Below are 13712 nucleotides of genomic sequence, written 5' to 3'. Positions count from 1 at the left end.
CCAGGTAAATCTTTCTTCAATACACTGGTCAAATCGCTTGTTTCGAGAATGTCATTCTCAAATTTCGCCATGAATGTTGACGCTGTTCTTCTTGACGCGCACAGTCTGAAAATCCTGTTCGAACTGCAGCGCGATGCGCGCCAGACCGTGCAGCAGATCTCGGAGGCGGTCGGGTTGTCGGCCACGCCGTGCTGGAAGCGCATCAAGGAGATGGAGGCGGCCGGCGTGATCCGCGGCTATACGGCGGTGGTCGACCGCGAGAAGGTCGGGTTGATGGTGGCCGCGGTCACCGAGGTCAATCTGGAGCGCCACAGCGAATCGCAGGTACAGCGCTTCGAGGAGGCCGTGGCGGCGAGCCCGCAGATCGTGCGCTGCGTGTCGGCCACCGGGCCGGCGGACTACATCCTCACGGTGCTGGTGCCCGACATGAAGCATTACGAACAGTTCCTGCACGAGACGCTGTTCAAGCTGCCCGGCGTGACGCATGTGCGCTCGAGCATCGTGCTGCGCGATGTCAAGTCCGAGGTGGCGTTGCCGATCGAGCAGGTGCCGCTGCCATCGGCATCGCCCGGGCGAAACCGGCGGCGCTGACCGGTTGCCGGATCAGCGCAGGTGCAAGCAGGCCATCACACCAGGAACATCACGGCCGCCACGGCGGTCGGCAGCGCCGCGCCGAGCAGCAGGCCGCCGGCGCCAATGGATTCATCGTTGAAGCCGCGCCGCAGCAGCGCAATGCCGGCCGGATTCGGGGCGTTCGCAATCACCGTCAGGCCGCCGCCGGCGACGGCGCCCGCCACCAGCATGTACTTGGCCGGGTCGCTGATGCCGGCGATCAGCGAGCCCAGGTAGGTCAGCGCCGCGTTGTCGGTGATGGCGGTCAGCCCCAGCGCGCCAAAAAACAGCGCGGTCGGCTCCAGGCTGGACACGATGGGCTGCAGCCACCACTGCTGCAGGCCGCCGAGCACCACCAGGCCAGCCAGGAAAAAGCCCACCAGCAGCGCCTCTTTGAGGATCAGCGGCGCCTGGTAGCGCGCGTACGCCTGCGTGAAACCCAGAAACAGCAGGAACAGGCCCAGAAAAATCACCGGATGGTGCGCAAACGCCACCACGCCCGCCAGAAAAGCCAGATGGATGAGGCTGACGATGCGCGGCCCTCGCGCGGCACCAGAACCGGCTTGCGCGAGCGCCGGCGCTGTAGCAACGGGAGCATCCAGCAGGTGCCGGCGCAGCACCAGCGTCATCACCGTGGCGTTGATGAGCACGGCGATGACGGCCCGCCAGCCGAAGTGGGCCAGCATGAAGGCGCTGTCCCAGTTCCAGGTGGAGGCCACCATCAGCACGGGCGGCGCCGCAAACGAGGTCAGGGTCCCGCCCACAGAGATGTTCACGAACAGCACGCCAAGCGCGCCGTATTTCAGGCGCTCGGGCACGCCGGGCCGAAACACCAGGGCGCCCAGCATCAGCGCGGCCAGCGTCATCGCGGCCGGCTCGGTAATCAGCGAGCCGATCAGCGGCACCAGCGCCAGGCACAGCCAGACCTGCGCGACCACCGTGCGCACCGGGGCCGCCCCGGCAATGGCGGCCACCAGCGCCTGGATGAAGTCCACCACGGGCTTTGACGCGGCGACCACCATGATGACGAACACGAACAGGGGCTCGGCGTATTGCCGGGACTCGGCATAGGCGATGGCCTGCGCGCCGCCCCCGATGGCGGCCATGGCCAGCACCAGCACCGCAGCCCAGAAGCCGAACACGACCTCGACCTCGCCCAGCAGGTGCAGCAGCCCCGCGTGGCGCGGGTGCCGGTGCGCAAGCCGCTCGAAGTACTTGGTCGAGAAGGTGTGAACCAGCGCCAGCGCAAAGAGAGCCGCGGCAACGACTTCGATGGTGTGCATGGCGGCCTGGCCGGGCAGGATGCTAGCCCGCGATCACGCGCACCATTTCCAGGCACTTGTTCGAATAGCCCCATTCGTTGTCGTACCAGCTCACCAGCTTGACGAAGGTACTGTCCAGCGCGATGCCGGCGTCGGCATCGAAGATCGAGGTGCGGGTGTCGCCGCGGAAGTCGGTGGCGACTACCTTGTCCTCGGTATAGCCCAGGATGCCCTTGAGCGCGCCCTCGCTCTGCGCCTTCATCTCGGCGCAGATTTCCTTGTAGGTCGCGGGCCGATCGAGTTCCACCGTGAGGTCGACCACCGACACGTCGGAGGTCGGCACGCGGAACGACATGCCGGTGAGCTTCTTGTTCAGCTCGGGGATCACCACGCCGACCGCCTTGGCCGCGCCGGTGCTGCTCGGGATGATGTTTTCCAGGATGCCGCGGCCGCCGCGCCAGTCCTTGTTGGACGGGCCGTCCACGGTCTTTTGCGTGGCGGTGGCGGCGTGCACGGTGGTCATCAGGCCGCGCTTGATGCCCCACTTGTCGTTCAGCACCTTGGCCACGGGTGCCAGGCAGTTGGTGGTGCAACTCGCGTTGGAGACGATGGCCTCGCCGGCGTACTTCTGGTGGTTCACGCCGAACACGAACATCGGCGTGTCATCCTTCGACGGCGCCGACATCATGACCTTCCTGGCCCCCGCGGTGATGTGCTTTTGCGCGGTTTCCTTGGTCAGGAACAGGCCGGTGGATTCCAGCACGATGTCGGCGCCGACTTCGTTCCACTTGAGGTTGGCGGGATCGCGCTCCTGCGTCAGGCGGATCTTCTTGCCGTTCACGGTGAGCGTATTGCCCTCCACCGACACTTTCGCGTCGAAGCGGCCGTGCACCGAGTCGTACTGCAGCATGTAGGCCAGGTAGTCCGGCTCGAGCAGGTCGTTGATGCCCACGACCTCGATGTCGGGGAAGTTCTGCACCGCCGAGCGCAGCACATTGCGCCCGATGCGCCCGAAGCCGTTGATGCCAATTTTGATCGTCATGGTTGCTCTCCAGAATTAAAAACCCAAATCCGCTCAGCCTGAGCGGCGCTTATCTCTTCGCCAGCGCAGCCTGCACTGTCTCGGCCACATTCTCGGGCGTGAAGCCGAAGTGCTTGAACAGCGCTGGCGCGGGCGCCGATTCGCCATAGGTGTCGATGCCGACGACGGCGGCGCAGCCGTATTTCCACCAGCCGCCGGTCGCGCCCATTTCCACCGCGATGCGCGGCACGCCGGCCGGCAGCACGGCGCTCTTGTAGGCCGTGCTTTGTTGGTCAAATGTGGTCGTACTCGGCATGGAGACTACGCGTACAGCTATCTTCTTGGTAGCAAGCAGCTCTTGTGCCTTGAGCGCCAGTTGCACCTCGGAGCCGGTCGCGATGATCACGGCCTGGACCTTTTTCTTCAGGCCCACTTCGGTCGGCTCGGCCAGCACGTAGGCGCCGCGGCTGATGCTCTCCAACCCGCAGGCCTCGGGCGCGGCCTCCGAGCGGCCCTTGGGCGCGTAGGCGATGTTCTGGCGCGACAGCAGCAGCGCCGTCGGCTTGTGTTTGTTCTGCAGCGCGACGGCCCAGGCGATCGCCGTCTCGGCCGTGTCGCCGGGGCGCCAGACGTCCAGGTTGGGGATCAGCCGCAGGCTGGCGGCGTGCTCGATAGCCTGGTGCGTCGGGCCGTCTTCGCCCAGGCCGATCGAGTCGTGCGTGAACACATGCACCACGCGCAGCTTCATGATCGCGGCCATGCGGATGGCGTTGCGCGAGTAGTCGCTGAAGGTGAGAAAAGTGCCGCCGTAGGGGATGTAGCCGCCGTGCAGCGCAATGCCGTTCATGACGGCGGCCATGCCGAACTCGCGCACGCCGTAGTTGATGTGGCGCCCGCCCACCATCACGCCATTCGCATCGGGCGTTTGCACCACGTCGCCGGCCAGATCAAAACGCAGCGCCGGCGTGCTCCTGGTGTTGGTCAGGTTCGAGCCGGTCAGGTCGGCGGAACCGCCCAGCAGCTCGGGCAGCGCGGCGGTGAAGGCTTCCAGCGCCAGTTGCGAGGCCTTGCGCGAGGCCACGGTCTGGGCTGCGGTGTGCGCGGCCACGGCCGTGTCCACCGCGACCTGGTGGAAGCTCTTCGGCAGCTCGCCCTTCATGCGGCGTACGAACTCCTTGGCCAGCTCGGGGTGCGCGGCCTTGTAGGCGGTGAATTTCAGGTCCCAGGCCGTTTCAAGAGCGAGGCCCGCGGCCTTGGCATCCCAGTCGGCGTAGGCCTCTTTGGGGATTTCGAACGGCTTGTAGTGCCAGCCCAGCGCCTCGCGCGTGAGCTTGATTTCTTCCGCGCCGAGCGCCTCGCCGTGCGCCTTGGCGGTGTCCTGGCGGTTCGGGCTGCCTTTGCCGATGTGCGTCTTGCAGATGATGAACGAGGGCTTGTCGGCGCTGTTCTTCGCGTCCGCAATCGCGCGGTCCACCGCGTCCACGTCGTGCCCATCGACCGGGCCGATCACGTTCCAGCCATAGGCGGCAAAGCGCTGCGCCGTGTTGTCGATGAACCAGGGCGTGACCCGGCCGTCGATCGAGATGCCATTGTCGTCGTACAGCGCGATCAGCTTGTTCAGCTTCCAGGCGCCGGCCAGCGCGCTGGCCTCGTGGCTGATGCCCTCCATCAGGCAGCCGTCGCCGAGGAACACATAGGTGTGGTGGTCCACGATGGTGTGGTCAACGTCACCATCTTTGCGATTGAACTCGCTGGCCAGCAGCTTCTCGGCCAGCGCCATGCCGACCGCATTGGTCAGGCCCTGGCCGAGCGGGCCGGTGGTGGTTTCCACGCCGGCCGTGTAGCCGAACTCGGGGTGGCCCGGCGTCTGGCTGTGCAGCTGGCGGAAGTTCTTGAGCTCGCCCATCGCCAGCTTGTAGCCGGTCAGGTGCAAGAGCGAATAGATCAGCATCGAGCCGTGGCCGTTGGACAGCACGAAGCGGTCGCGATCCGCCCACTGCGGGTTGCGCGGGTTGTGCCGCAGGTGCCGGCCCCACAGGGCCACGGCGATGTCGGCCATACCCATCGGGGCGCCGGGATGTCCGGAATTGGCTTGTTGTACAGCGTCCATGGCCAGCGCACGAATTGCGTTGGCCATCAGTTGGGTGTTTGCCATTTAGGGCGGCTCCGGAGGGGGGAAAGTCGGGGGAAACCTTGGATTTTAGCGGGTGGGGCGGTGGGCCCTGGCCCAGTGCCCTGCGGGCGTCGGGTGTGCAGCTGCGGGCGATTCACCAAAAGCCAAACTATTGCTCAGTTGCTGGCCGTTGAGGGGGTCCATATACGACCAGTTAGGCGGGTAGGAGGTGCTAGACCTTGTATAGGTTTACTGCCTCAAGCTAGCCAGCCGGAGACCAGCCGTTCGACTTCGTCGATCATAGATTTCACATCTGCTTGGTCGAACTCGCCTTCGTTGCCATGTGCTGCGCTGTTTCTTATAGCTGCCAACGCTGTAACTCGCTTTTGTACGAGCGTGTTGTACTCGCCAGCCTTAACGAGGTCAGCGTTCATTTTTTCGAGCTTTCCTGTCTCGATGCCATGCGTTTTGCACAAATTGCGAAGGGCGGTTTCAAGGACCACACCACTAACAACTCCCGCGGGTACACGGTAACCGGCAGCCAATAGTTCGCGCGCCTGATCTAACTCTGACGAGAACACCTCTGCCTCAACTAGGCGCCTCATAGAGGTAAGGTACCCGCCTTCGAAGTCCTCTCTCGCGGCAAGAAAGACGGCGCGAAGGCGAGTAAGCCTAGCTGGGTTTTCCTCGAAGGGCCGAGGCTCCTCCGCTTCAACGAATGACTTGAAGTGCTCAGAGTCTCTTCCGCAAGCATTAGCCAGCAGGTTTCTTACCTTTACGCACCAGCCAAGAAGCATGTCTGGATCAACCACTTCATAGTTGCCTGCGTAGGAGCTGTGCTTGGTTTGCTTTGTCTTCGCGATAGCGTCACCTTGATCAGCTAGCTCTTGGAACCGTTTTCGAAGATGTTCGACCATTGCTCAACTTCCTCTCTAAAATAAAGCCTAACGTAGAAGTAACCGGCCTGCACAGCTTTTCGCGCAGGTCCGGTTGACTGCCGGGTTTGGGCTATGCACTACTAAACTCACGCTCGAAAAGCGTGCCAACCAACCACACCAAAGCAGCAGGCAGTATCCAAAGCAGGATGATTCCAACGTACAGAAGGACATGCGTGTCCTTTGTTGCCGCGACGGTTGCTCCAATAGTTACGTCGAAATTGCCAGCCGCGAAAAGGATGATGGCGAGAACAATTTCGAGGACAACGATGGAGAACGAATTGCCGTGTTCTCGCAGATGTTTATAGGAATCAACCAATCCACCTTCAGCTGTACCGCGCTTACCTGCCAACTTTTCATAGAACTGGAGAAGCTCCTTCGTGCGAAACAGCGTTAAGAAAATAGTCAAGTACTGCGGCCACAATACAAAGGCGGCGAACGCAAACACGGAAGAGAGAAAGTAGAGCATTGGGCCCGTAGATGTGCGGCTGAAGAAGAACGCAGCCGTTCCGACAAGCGGAGGAAGGAAGATAAGCAGCACGCGCCAAATGGATGTTTTTTTGCTTTGTCCAACGTCCAGTAGGAATCGCCCCGCGTGAAATACCAGAATAGGCGCACTTGCAATGTAGCAGTAGGCCAATCCGTAGCCTGCCAACAATGTCAGCAATGGGCCGTCTATCTTCCCTGCCTCGGCGCCAAAGAGCATCGGCTTCAGTGCGGGGTTGGTGTTGCAGAGGAAGAAAAATACAACACCGCCCACAACGGTGCCCATACCGTAGCGGACAGCGTAAAACTCCCACCAACGGGACGAACTGGAATTGTCTTGGTCAGACTGCGCCATAGTTTCTCCGAAAGCCCCAACGTGATTTCGTGATCAATTCCGGAAATTAACCGGCCAACGGAACACGGCAGATTGCCGCACACTTTGGGTAAAGAGTCTTGAGTTCAAAAGACTTTTCACGTTATCCGGCTTGTAAATCCAGTGTAACTGGCGAAGCATCCATGGAGCCAGCTCGATTGTTGTGCTGCCGCCCGGCCCGGTTGACGTGATTCAGCCGTTGCTCGCCACATTGCCCGGCAGGATGCCCCACTTGCTGCGGTCGCTGGGGGTTGCGGCTTTGGCCGTCTGGTGGTCGGCACGGCCTGGTTGAACAAGGGGATTTCCGGTCGTTTGGCCTATAGACCATACTGGATGGGCGCGATATGCTATCAATTTCATACTTGCGCGCGAGCCACAAAGAAGAAGCGCCCTTCCCATGCGAGCGTCATGCTTTTCTGCTTTGCTCAGTAGGATTCCGTAGCTTTGTGAGGCACCAAGCACACTAGCAACTCGCACCCAACCGCTATCGCGTAGCGCTTGAGGGTGGCCAACGACGGCGCTTGCTTGCCTGCGGACTCAAGCCGGAAGATGGCCCTCCTGGTTGTGCCCATACGCTCGGCCACGGCGTCCTGGGTCAAGCCGGCACGGAAGCGCGCCTTGAGCATATGTAGCCCGCACCTGGCATTCGAAGGCCAGCGCATCGCAGGCTCCAATGAAGCCCGCGCAATACGCCTACACCCCAGTGCGACATGGCCGCGCTCCGCTGCACCCATCTGCCGACGCCGATAAGATGCCTCTCATGTCCCGCATCCCCTTCTCCACTGCACCGCGCCAACTGACCGCCAGGGTCGCCGGCTGCGCGCGCTGGCCCGCCCTGTGGGCCGGGATGGGGATCCGCACCCGGATGCGGGCCGCACTGGCCTGAGCCCGGCGGTCGCTTCCACAGCCCTTCTGCGCAAACCTCAGACCGCCGGGCCAACAACGGCTCCATAGGGCGGGCGTCTGCCTGTTGCGGCGACGCAAGGTTTGCAATCTTCGAAGTTACCTCTGCCGCCACAGGCAGACCCACAGGAGAAACCAATGACACACCACCTGCACAACCAATGGGCCGCAATGATGCTGATGCCGATGTGGATCCACCACCAGACCACCGAAGTGGTGGCGAAGTGCATCGATCCTGAATTGTTGCGCGATCCACGCGCTCTGAACGACTTTTGGCGGCCTCCAGCCGGGGAGCGTTTGAATCCGCTGGAGTTCCACGGCAAGCGGGCACAGCGCCGGCAAGATGCGTGTTGATGACGCTCAGTGCGACGTAGCCCGACGTGTCCGGATGCGGGTCCTGCTCGTGCTGCAGGGCATCCTCGGTTTCCTGCTGGTTTATGTGCTCAATGAGAGCCGGCGCATCGGCACCCACCTGCGCGCAGGATTCGTCGCCCTGTTCGCATTCACCTTCGCGGTGACGGTGGGGACGCTTTGGGAGATCTTCGAGTTCGCGGCCGATCAGATTTTCGGCAGCAATATGCAAAAGCCGATGCTGCACGATCCTTCGGGGCTGACCGACACGATGTGGGACCTGATCGTGGACGCCGCGGGTGCGGCGGTCATCAGTGGTTTTGGCTGGTGGCACATGAAGCGCGCTGCGCGGCGATCACCTCAATCCTTCAGCCCGAGACCGAGGCTTGAGATCTTTCCGCCCGCGACCTCACGCACCACCAGCGCCGCCGCGCCCATACGCACGGAGTCACCGGCCACCGGCGCGCGACGCAACTGCGCAACCATCCAGTCGCCCAGGGGCATCGACGCATCGGCCGGCATGGGCAAGCCATAGAACTCACAGATCGACCCGACTGGTGTCTTGGGGTCGAACTGGAAGTCCAGAAAGACGGCGCGCAGCTGCCGCTCGTCGGCGGGATCGGGCATGGCCACGCCCAGCTTGCGCGCCATCAGCGCAATCGTGCTGCCCTGCGTGAGCAGCGAGGTCAGCACGACCATGAACGCGATGTTGAACAGCAGCCCGGCTTGCGGCGTGCCGGCGAGCAGCGGAAACAGCGCCAGCACGATCGGCACCGCGCCGCGCAGACCGACCCACGAGATGTACCAGGTCTCGCGCGCCGTGTAGTGAAACGGGCGCAGGCAGAGCCAGACGGCCACCGGCCGGGCCACGAAGATCAGCGTCAGGACCACGGCCAGCGCCGGCACCACCGAGTCCAGCATCCTGCTTGGCGTCACCAGCAGTCCCAGCAGCAGAAACATGCCGGCCTGCGCGAGCCAGGCGTAACCATCCATCGCAGCGAGGGTCGGGCCTACCACCTTGGCCGCCCGATTGGCAACGATCAGGCCAAACAGATAGACGGCCAGGAAGCTCGATCCCCCGGCCATTCCGGTGGCGGCGAAGACCGACAGCCCGCTGGCGCCGATCAGCAGCGCCAGGATGCCGCTTTCAACCTGCCGCGTTGCGACACGGCGCAGCAAGGCGGCCATCGCAAAGCCGCCGCCCACGCCGATCAGCCCACCCCAGCCGAACTGTTGCAGGAACGACAGCGCGACCGCCGACCAGGCCGAGCCGCTCGAGGCGCCGGGCGCGAGCAGCGCAATGAAGGTCAATGTCAGATAAACCGCCATCGGGTCGTTCATGCCGGACTCAATCTCCAGCGTCGCCGCGACGCGCTCGTTCAGCACCACGCCCGAGCGTGTCAGCAGCGCGAACACCGCGGCCGCATCGGTCGAGCCGACGATGGAACCCAGCAGCAACGCGGTGCGCCAGTCCAGGCCGACGAACAGCACGCCCGCCAGCGCCGTGATGGCCGCGCAAATCAGCACGCCGACGGTGGCCAGCACCGAAGCCGGCCGCAGCCCGGTGCGGAACCGCGCGTAGTTGGTGCGCATCCCGCCGTCGAGCAGGATGACCGCCAGCGCCAGGTTGCCGACCCAGAAACTCAGCCGGTAGTCGTCAAACCGATACCCGCCCAGGCCGTCCTCGCCAGCGAGGATGCCCGCGCCCAGAAAAACGAGCAGGAACGAGAAACCGATGCGCACCGAAAACAGGCCCGCCAATACGCTGATGAAGACCAGCGCCGAGGCCGCGAGCAAAGGCAGGTTGACAAAATCCATGCATCGATTGTCGGGGAAGATTGTGGCAGCGCGCCATTACCTGCGGATGCGAGTCGCGCGCACCTGTTTTCAGATCATTTCGACCTGTAGCCCATATCTGATCTACGCGGTGCGCTATAAATTTGATACTTCCATGGCAGCAGTAACCTTGCTTGCGCGATGGCAGGCATCGCGCGCTGCTTCGCGAATCAGGCCGCGCTGCACGCCTGCACCTGCACCAGCAGCCGCCTGAGGTAATCCTCCTCGATCCTGAATTCCTCGAAATGCGCGACGAGGTTTTCCAGGTACTGGCGGTTCGTGCCCAGGTCGCCTTCGCCTGTGGCGATGATCGCTGCGGCCTGCCCGATCGGCAGGTCGCCAACGTACTGTGCGTGCGCCGTGTTGGTGCCGAACACCAGAGCGTTGATCGGGCCTTGCGGCGTCGCGACCGGCGCGCGGAACGGGCGATAGTGACCCTGCAGCATCTCGCGGCGCCAGACGATGTCGCTCTCGCATTCGGCGCACGCGCCGGCAATGCGGAAGGCAACGCCCTGGCAGTGGCCGGCGCCGCGTTCCAGTCCGAGCATCAACGCCGGTCGCTGCGGTGAGCCGCGGCCGATCTCGAGCCTGATGCAAAAGCGGCGCTGCCAGCCTTCGATGTCAGCCAGCCGAACTTCCTCGAAGTGAAAGCCGGGGTCCCACATGAGGGAGCCGTAGCCGAAGACCCAGATGTCTTGTGCGGTGCTGCAGTCACCCAGCATGGCGCGCCGGGAGGCGTCCAGCTCATGATCGGACAGGCGCCAGTGCGGACCCAGACCATTCAAACGCGCCCGCTCATCCCAAGTGGCGATGAGTTCAGGGGTGACGCGCAGCTCGGACTGGTCGGGCGGAACCACCTTGCCCTGCAATTGCGGGACATGCCTGAAAGGCGAGGAATTCAAAGGCTCATCCTTCGCGGGCCGGCCGTGTCACAGGCCTCGCGGGATGAGCAGGCGAACGCCAAACCAGATGAACAGGCTACCGGCCGCGCGATTCGCCCAGGCGACCAGCCGGGAGTTGGCGGAAACCCGCCGGCGAGCATGGGACACCAGCACGGCCAGGATCAGGTACCACGTCGTGCAGACAAACAGGTAGGTGAGCCCCAGCAGCAAGAACGCCAGCGACTTGTGCGGCGCATCGTGGCTGACAAATTGGGGCAGCAGGGCGACGAACACCAGCAGCACTTTGGGGTTGAGCGCGTTGGTGAGAAAGCCCTGGAAGTACACCCGGCGCGAGGCATCCATCGGGGGCTGCGCATGCACCTCGCGCCGGCGTAGCGACGAGCGTATCTGCGCCGCGCCCATGTACACCAGGTAGCCGGCGCCGAGCCACTTGACGACGGCGAACATCGCCGGCGTGGACGCGATCAGGGCCGACAGGCCGATGGTTGCCGCGAACACGTGGACCGAGCAGCCCGTGCCGATGCCAAGCGCCGCGAGCATGCCGCTGCGCCAGCCGCCCGCCGCCGCGCGGCGCACCAGGTACAGGGTGTCCGGGCCGGGCGCCAAGCTCACGATCAGCGCGGTCAGTACAAAAAGCTGGAGGTTTTGCATGGCGGTCAGGAGTGTTCAAGCCCCTTGGGTTATACGGCATGCAAATGAAAATGCCAATGCGGCCCCACCACGACCGGTAAAGCGCCATGGCGCGGCTCAGGCGCTCTTTTTGCTCAGCAGGGACAGGAACTCGCGGCGCAGCGTGGCGTCCTTCAGGAAGGCGCCGCGCATCACGCTGTTGGTCATGCTTGCATCGCTGTCTTTCACGCCGCGCCACTGCATGCAGAAGTGATCGGACTCCATCACCAACGCCAGGCCGTCGGGCTTCACGCGCCGCTCCAGCTCGTCGGCGAGCATCATTACCGCCTCCTCCTGGATCTGCGGACGACCCATGATCCAGTCGCAGATGCGAGCGTACTTCGATAGCCCGATCAGGTTCGAATGCTCGTTGGGCAGGATGCCGATCCACACCTTGCCCATGATCGGGCACAGGTGGTGCGAGCAGGCGCTGCGTACGGTGATGGGGCCGACGATCATCAACTGGTCCAGATGCGAGGCATTGGGGAATTCGGTGACCGCCGGCATCGGGACATAGCGCCCGCGAAAGACCTCGGTCAGGAACATGCGGGCCACGCGCTCGGCCGTGCCGTTCGTGTTGTGGTCGTTCTGCGTGTCGATCACCAGCGCATGCAACACCTCCTGCATCTTGCTCTGCACCTCGGCCTTCAGCTCGTCGAGCTCGCCCTCCTTGATGAAATCCGAGATGTTGTCGTTGGCGTGGTAGCGGCAGCCGGCGCCTATCAGCCGGTAGCGGATGCGGTCGGACGCGCTCAGCGGCGCGGGCAGCGCACTGCCCTTGAGGATCGGAGGCGATGTTTCCAGGGTTCTAAGCATGAGGTTTCCTGACGGTTGTGCATACGCATTCATACGTTAGATGGAATGGCGCGGCCGTCCGTTCCCGCGCGGGTCATCTGCGGCTACGCGCTGTCGTCGTCCGCAGGAATCGCCAGCAGCAGCTCGTCGAGCACCGCATAGCAGCGCTCGATGCATTCCGCGCCCAATTCGCCCTCGATCCGCTCATAGGCGGCTTCGATGTGCGGGGCAATGCGTGCCACCAGGGCACGGCTCTTCGGTGTCAGCGACACCAGGCGGCGGCGCTGGTCACCATCGACGCGCTTGCGCGAGACCAGCCCCAGGTCGTCCATGCGCGCCAGCATGCCTGCGAGACTGGGACTCGAGATGTGGCAGACCTCGCCGATCTGGCGCGGCTCCATCGGGCCGATATTGAGCAGCGCGCGCACGATGCGCCATTGCTGCTCGGTGATGCCGTACTTGTTCAATATCTTTCGGAAACGCCCCATCAACCGTTCGCGCACCTGCAACAGCAGCAGCGGAAGGCTGCGATGGACCAGCTTCGATGTCTTCGGCGCCATGGTAGTTCCCCCTATATCGGATGGCTTCGGTGTCCTTGACTCACTCGCATCTTAGTAATTACACTGCTAATATGTTAGCAAGTTATCGGATGTGAGCGTTTTCCAATGCAGATCGATGTCGTCAGTGAAGCCGAAAAACTGTGCCCCGAGGGTATGCCGCTTGCCGAATGGCAATTGCGCGTGCAGCTCGCGGCGTGCTACCGCGTGTTCGACCAACTCGGCTGGACCGAACTGGTCTTTAACCACATCACGGTGCGCGTGCCCGGTGCGCAGCCGGCGTTCCTGATCAATCCGTTCGGACTGAACTACGACGAAGTCACGGCGCGCAACCTGGTCAAGATCGGCCACGATGGCGTGCCGCTCGAGCCGACACCGCACCACGTCAACCGCGCAGGCTTCGTGATTCACAGCGCCGTGCACGGCGCGCGCCCCGACGCGCATTGCGTGATGCACACGCACACCACCGCCGGCATGGCGGTCGCCTGCAAGCAGGGCGGGCTGGGCCACGACGACTTCTACGGCGCCGAGCTGTTCGGCGATGTGGCCTATCACGACTTCGAGGGCGTCACCGTGCACGACGAGGAGGGCCCGCGCCTGGTCGCGAGCCTGGCCGACAAGCGGGTCATGGTGCTGCGCAACCATGGCATGCTGGTTACCGGCAGCAACGTCTTCAACGCCTTTCGCTGGATGTGGACGCTGCAGCGCGCCTGCGAAGTGCAGGTTGCCGCCGACAGCCTGGGCGGGCCCAACCTGCCGCTGTCGGACGAGGTGCGGCGCGCCAGCGCGAGGGACGCCAAGGCGTTCGAGCCCAGGGAGGTGCTGGAGCGCATGCTGTTCGTCAGCGTGCTGCGGCGCGGCCACGTCAGCGCGGCCGCGCTGGTCTAGCGCGCGGCG

14 protein-coding genes and 1 pseudogene are annotated in these 13712 nt (G+C 63.6%); 4 read left to right on the top strand and 11 right to left on the bottom strand.

Annotated elements, in window-relative coordinates; all coding sequences use genetic code 11:
* Positions 1 to 69: 69 nt before the first annotated feature.
* Entirely contained in the window at positions 70 to 591 is a 522-nt protein-coding gene (locus EUB48_RS00380) for an Lrp/AsnC family transcriptional regulator (protein ID WP_142817013.1), read from the top strand.
* Between the two features lie 35 nt (positions 592 to 626).
* On the opposite strand, the gene EUB48_RS00375 is transcribed toward EUB48_RS00380, so the two are convergent.
* The 6 genes from EUB48_RS00375 to EUB48_RS21550 all read right to left on the bottom strand — a co-directional run bounded on the left by EUB48_RS00375 (position 627) and on the right by EUB48_RS21550 (position 7428).
* Positions 627 to 1895, bottom strand: coding sequence for a putative Na+/H+ antiporter (locus EUB48_RS00375; protein WP_142817012.1), 1269 nt, complete (start codon positions 1893 to 1895; stop codon positions 627 to 629).
* Between the two features lie 22 nt (positions 1896 to 1917).
* A complete protein-coding gene (gap, locus tag EUB48_RS00370) occupies positions 1918 to 2916 on the bottom strand; it encodes a type I glyceraldehyde-3-phosphate dehydrogenase (RefSeq protein WP_142817011.1) in 999 nt (332 codons plus the stop codon).
* Between the two features lie 49 nt (positions 2917 to 2965).
* Positions 2966 to 5050, bottom strand: coding sequence for a transketolase (tkt, locus tag EUB48_RS00365; protein WP_142817010.1), 2085 nt, complete (start codon positions 5048 to 5050; stop codon positions 2966 to 2968).
* Positions 5051 to 5265: 215 nt separating this feature from the next.
* Positions 5266 to 5925, bottom strand: coding sequence for a DUF4145 domain-containing protein (locus tag EUB48_RS00360; RefSeq protein ID WP_142817009.1), 660 nt, complete (start codon positions 5923 to 5925; stop codon positions 5266 to 5268).
* A gap of 91 nt (positions 5926 to 6016) precedes the next feature.
* Positions 6017 to 6784 carry a hypothetical protein gene (locus EUB48_RS00355; protein ID WP_142817008.1) on the bottom strand — a complete coding sequence of 256 codons (768 nt, stop codon included), beginning with the start codon at positions 6782 to 6784 and terminating at the stop codon, positions 6017 to 6019.
* Positions 6785 to 7227: 443 nt separating this feature from the next.
* Positions 7228 to 7428, bottom strand: a complete 201-nt coding sequence (locus EUB48_RS21550) for a helix-turn-helix transcriptional regulator (protein WP_274595961.1) — start codon at positions 7426 to 7428, stop codon at positions 7228 to 7230.
* Positions 7429 to 7843: 415 nt separating this feature from the next.
* On the opposite strand from EUB48_RS21550, the gene EUB48_RS00345 reads away from it, so the two are divergent.
* Positions 7844 to 8059 (top strand): hypothetical protein, encoded by a 216-nt coding sequence (locus EUB48_RS00345; RefSeq protein WP_142817006.1) that lies wholly within the window; start codon positions 7844 to 7846, stop codon positions 8057 to 8059.
* Positions 8049 to 8387 (top strand): annotated as a pseudogene (locus tag EUB48_RS22090) (DUF2238 domain-containing protein); the annotation flags it as partial. The gene EUB48_RS00345 and the pseudogene EUB48_RS22090, both read left to right, overlap by 11 nt.
* A 29-nt stretch (positions 8388 to 8416) precedes the next feature.
* Here EUB48_RS22090 and EUB48_RS00335 read toward each other — a convergent pair.
* From EUB48_RS00335 to hpaR, 5 genes are all read right to left on the bottom strand, one after another.
* The gene (locus EUB48_RS00335) at positions 8417 to 9874 is read right to left on the bottom strand and encodes a potassium/proton antiporter (protein WP_142817005.1); all 1458 of its coding nucleotides are present in this window, start codon (positions 9872 to 9874) and stop codon (positions 8417 to 8419) included.
* Positions 9875 to 10062: 188 nt separating this feature from the next.
* Complete coding sequence (locus tag EUB48_RS00330) at positions 10063 to 10794, bottom strand: gamma-glutamylcyclotransferase (protein ID WP_142817004.1); 732 nt, start codon at positions 10792 to 10794, stop codon at positions 10063 to 10065.
* Between the two features lie 27 nt (positions 10795 to 10821).
* Positions 10822 to 11445 (bottom strand): LysE family translocator, encoded by a 624-nt coding sequence (locus tag EUB48_RS00325; protein WP_142817003.1) that lies wholly within the window; start codon positions 11443 to 11445, stop codon positions 10822 to 10824.
* A gap of 96 nt (positions 11446 to 11541) precedes the next feature.
* On the bottom strand, positions 11542 to 12279 hold the full coding sequence (gene folE / locus EUB48_RS00320; protein WP_142817002.1) for a GTP cyclohydrolase I: 738 nt from the start codon (positions 12277 to 12279) through the stop codon (positions 11542 to 11544).
* Between the two features lie 83 nt (positions 12280 to 12362).
* Entirely contained in the window at positions 12363 to 12818 is a 456-nt protein-coding gene (gene hpaR / locus EUB48_RS00315; RefSeq protein WP_142817001.1) for a homoprotocatechuate degradation operon regulator HpaR, read from the bottom strand.
* Between the two features lie 105 nt (positions 12819 to 12923).
* Between hpaR and EUB48_RS00310 the strand changes: the two genes are divergently transcribed.
* A complete protein-coding gene (locus EUB48_RS00310; protein ID WP_210411675.1) occupies positions 12924 to 13703 on the top strand; it encodes a class II aldolase/adducin family protein in 780 nt (259 codons plus the stop codon).
* Positions 13704 to 13712: the final 9 nt, after the last annotated feature.

The organism is Rhodoferax sediminis (assembly GCF_006970865.1).
GTDB classification, from domain to species: domain Bacteria; phylum Pseudomonadota; class Gammaproteobacteria; order Burkholderiales; family Burkholderiaceae_C; genus Rhodoferax_A; species Rhodoferax_A sediminis.
Note: the sequence above shows the minus strand (reverse complement) of the source record. Positions and strands in the feature narration are given on the sequence as shown.

Coding starts and splice junctions, on each gene's coding strand:
- EUB48_RS00380 (WP_142817013.1), top strand. CDS start 70: ATGAATGTTGACGCTGTTCTTCTTGACGCGCACAGTCTGAAAATCCTG.
- EUB48_RS00375 (WP_142817012.1), bottom strand. CDS start 1,895: ATGCACACCATCGAAGTCGTTGCCGCGGCTCTCTTTGCGCTGGCGCTG.
- gap (WP_142817011.1), bottom strand. CDS start 2,916: ATGACGATCAAAATTGGCATCAACGGCTTCGGGCGCATCGGGCGCAAT.
- tkt (WP_142817010.1), bottom strand. CDS start 5,050: ATGGCAAACACCCAACTGATGGCCAACGCAATTCGTGCGCTGGCCATG.
- EUB48_RS00360 (WP_142817009.1), bottom strand. CDS start 5,925: ATGGTCGAACATCTTCGAAAACGGTTCCAAGAGCTAGCTGATCAAGGT.
- EUB48_RS00355 (WP_142817008.1), bottom strand. CDS start 6,784: ATGGCGCAGTCTGACCAAGACAATTCCAGTTCGTCCCGTTGGTGGGAG.
- EUB48_RS21550 (WP_274595961.1), bottom strand. CDS start 7,428: ATGCTCAAGGCGCGCTTCCGTGCCGGCTTGACCCAGGACGCCGTGGCC.
- EUB48_RS00345 (WP_142817006.1), top strand. CDS start 7,844: ATGACACACCACCTGCACAACCAATGGGCCGCAATGATGCTGATGCCG.
- EUB48_RS00335 (WP_142817005.1), bottom strand. CDS start 9,874: ATGGATTTTGTCAACCTGCCTTTGCTCGCGGCCTCGGCGCTGGTCTTC.
- EUB48_RS00325 (WP_142817003.1), bottom strand. CDS start 11,445: ATGCAAAACCTCCAGCTTTTTGTACTGACCGCGCTGATCGTGAGCTTG.
- folE (WP_142817002.1), bottom strand. CDS start 12,279: ATGCTTAGAACCCTGGAAACATCGCCTCCGATCCTCAAGGGCAGTGCG.
- hpaR (WP_142817001.1), bottom strand. CDS start 12,818: ATGGCGCCGAAGACATCGAAGCTGGTCCATCGCAGCCTTCCGCTGCTG.
- EUB48_RS00310 (WP_210411675.1), top strand. CDS start 12,924: ATGCAGATCGATGTCGTCAGTGAAGCCGAAAAACTGTGCCCCGAGGGT.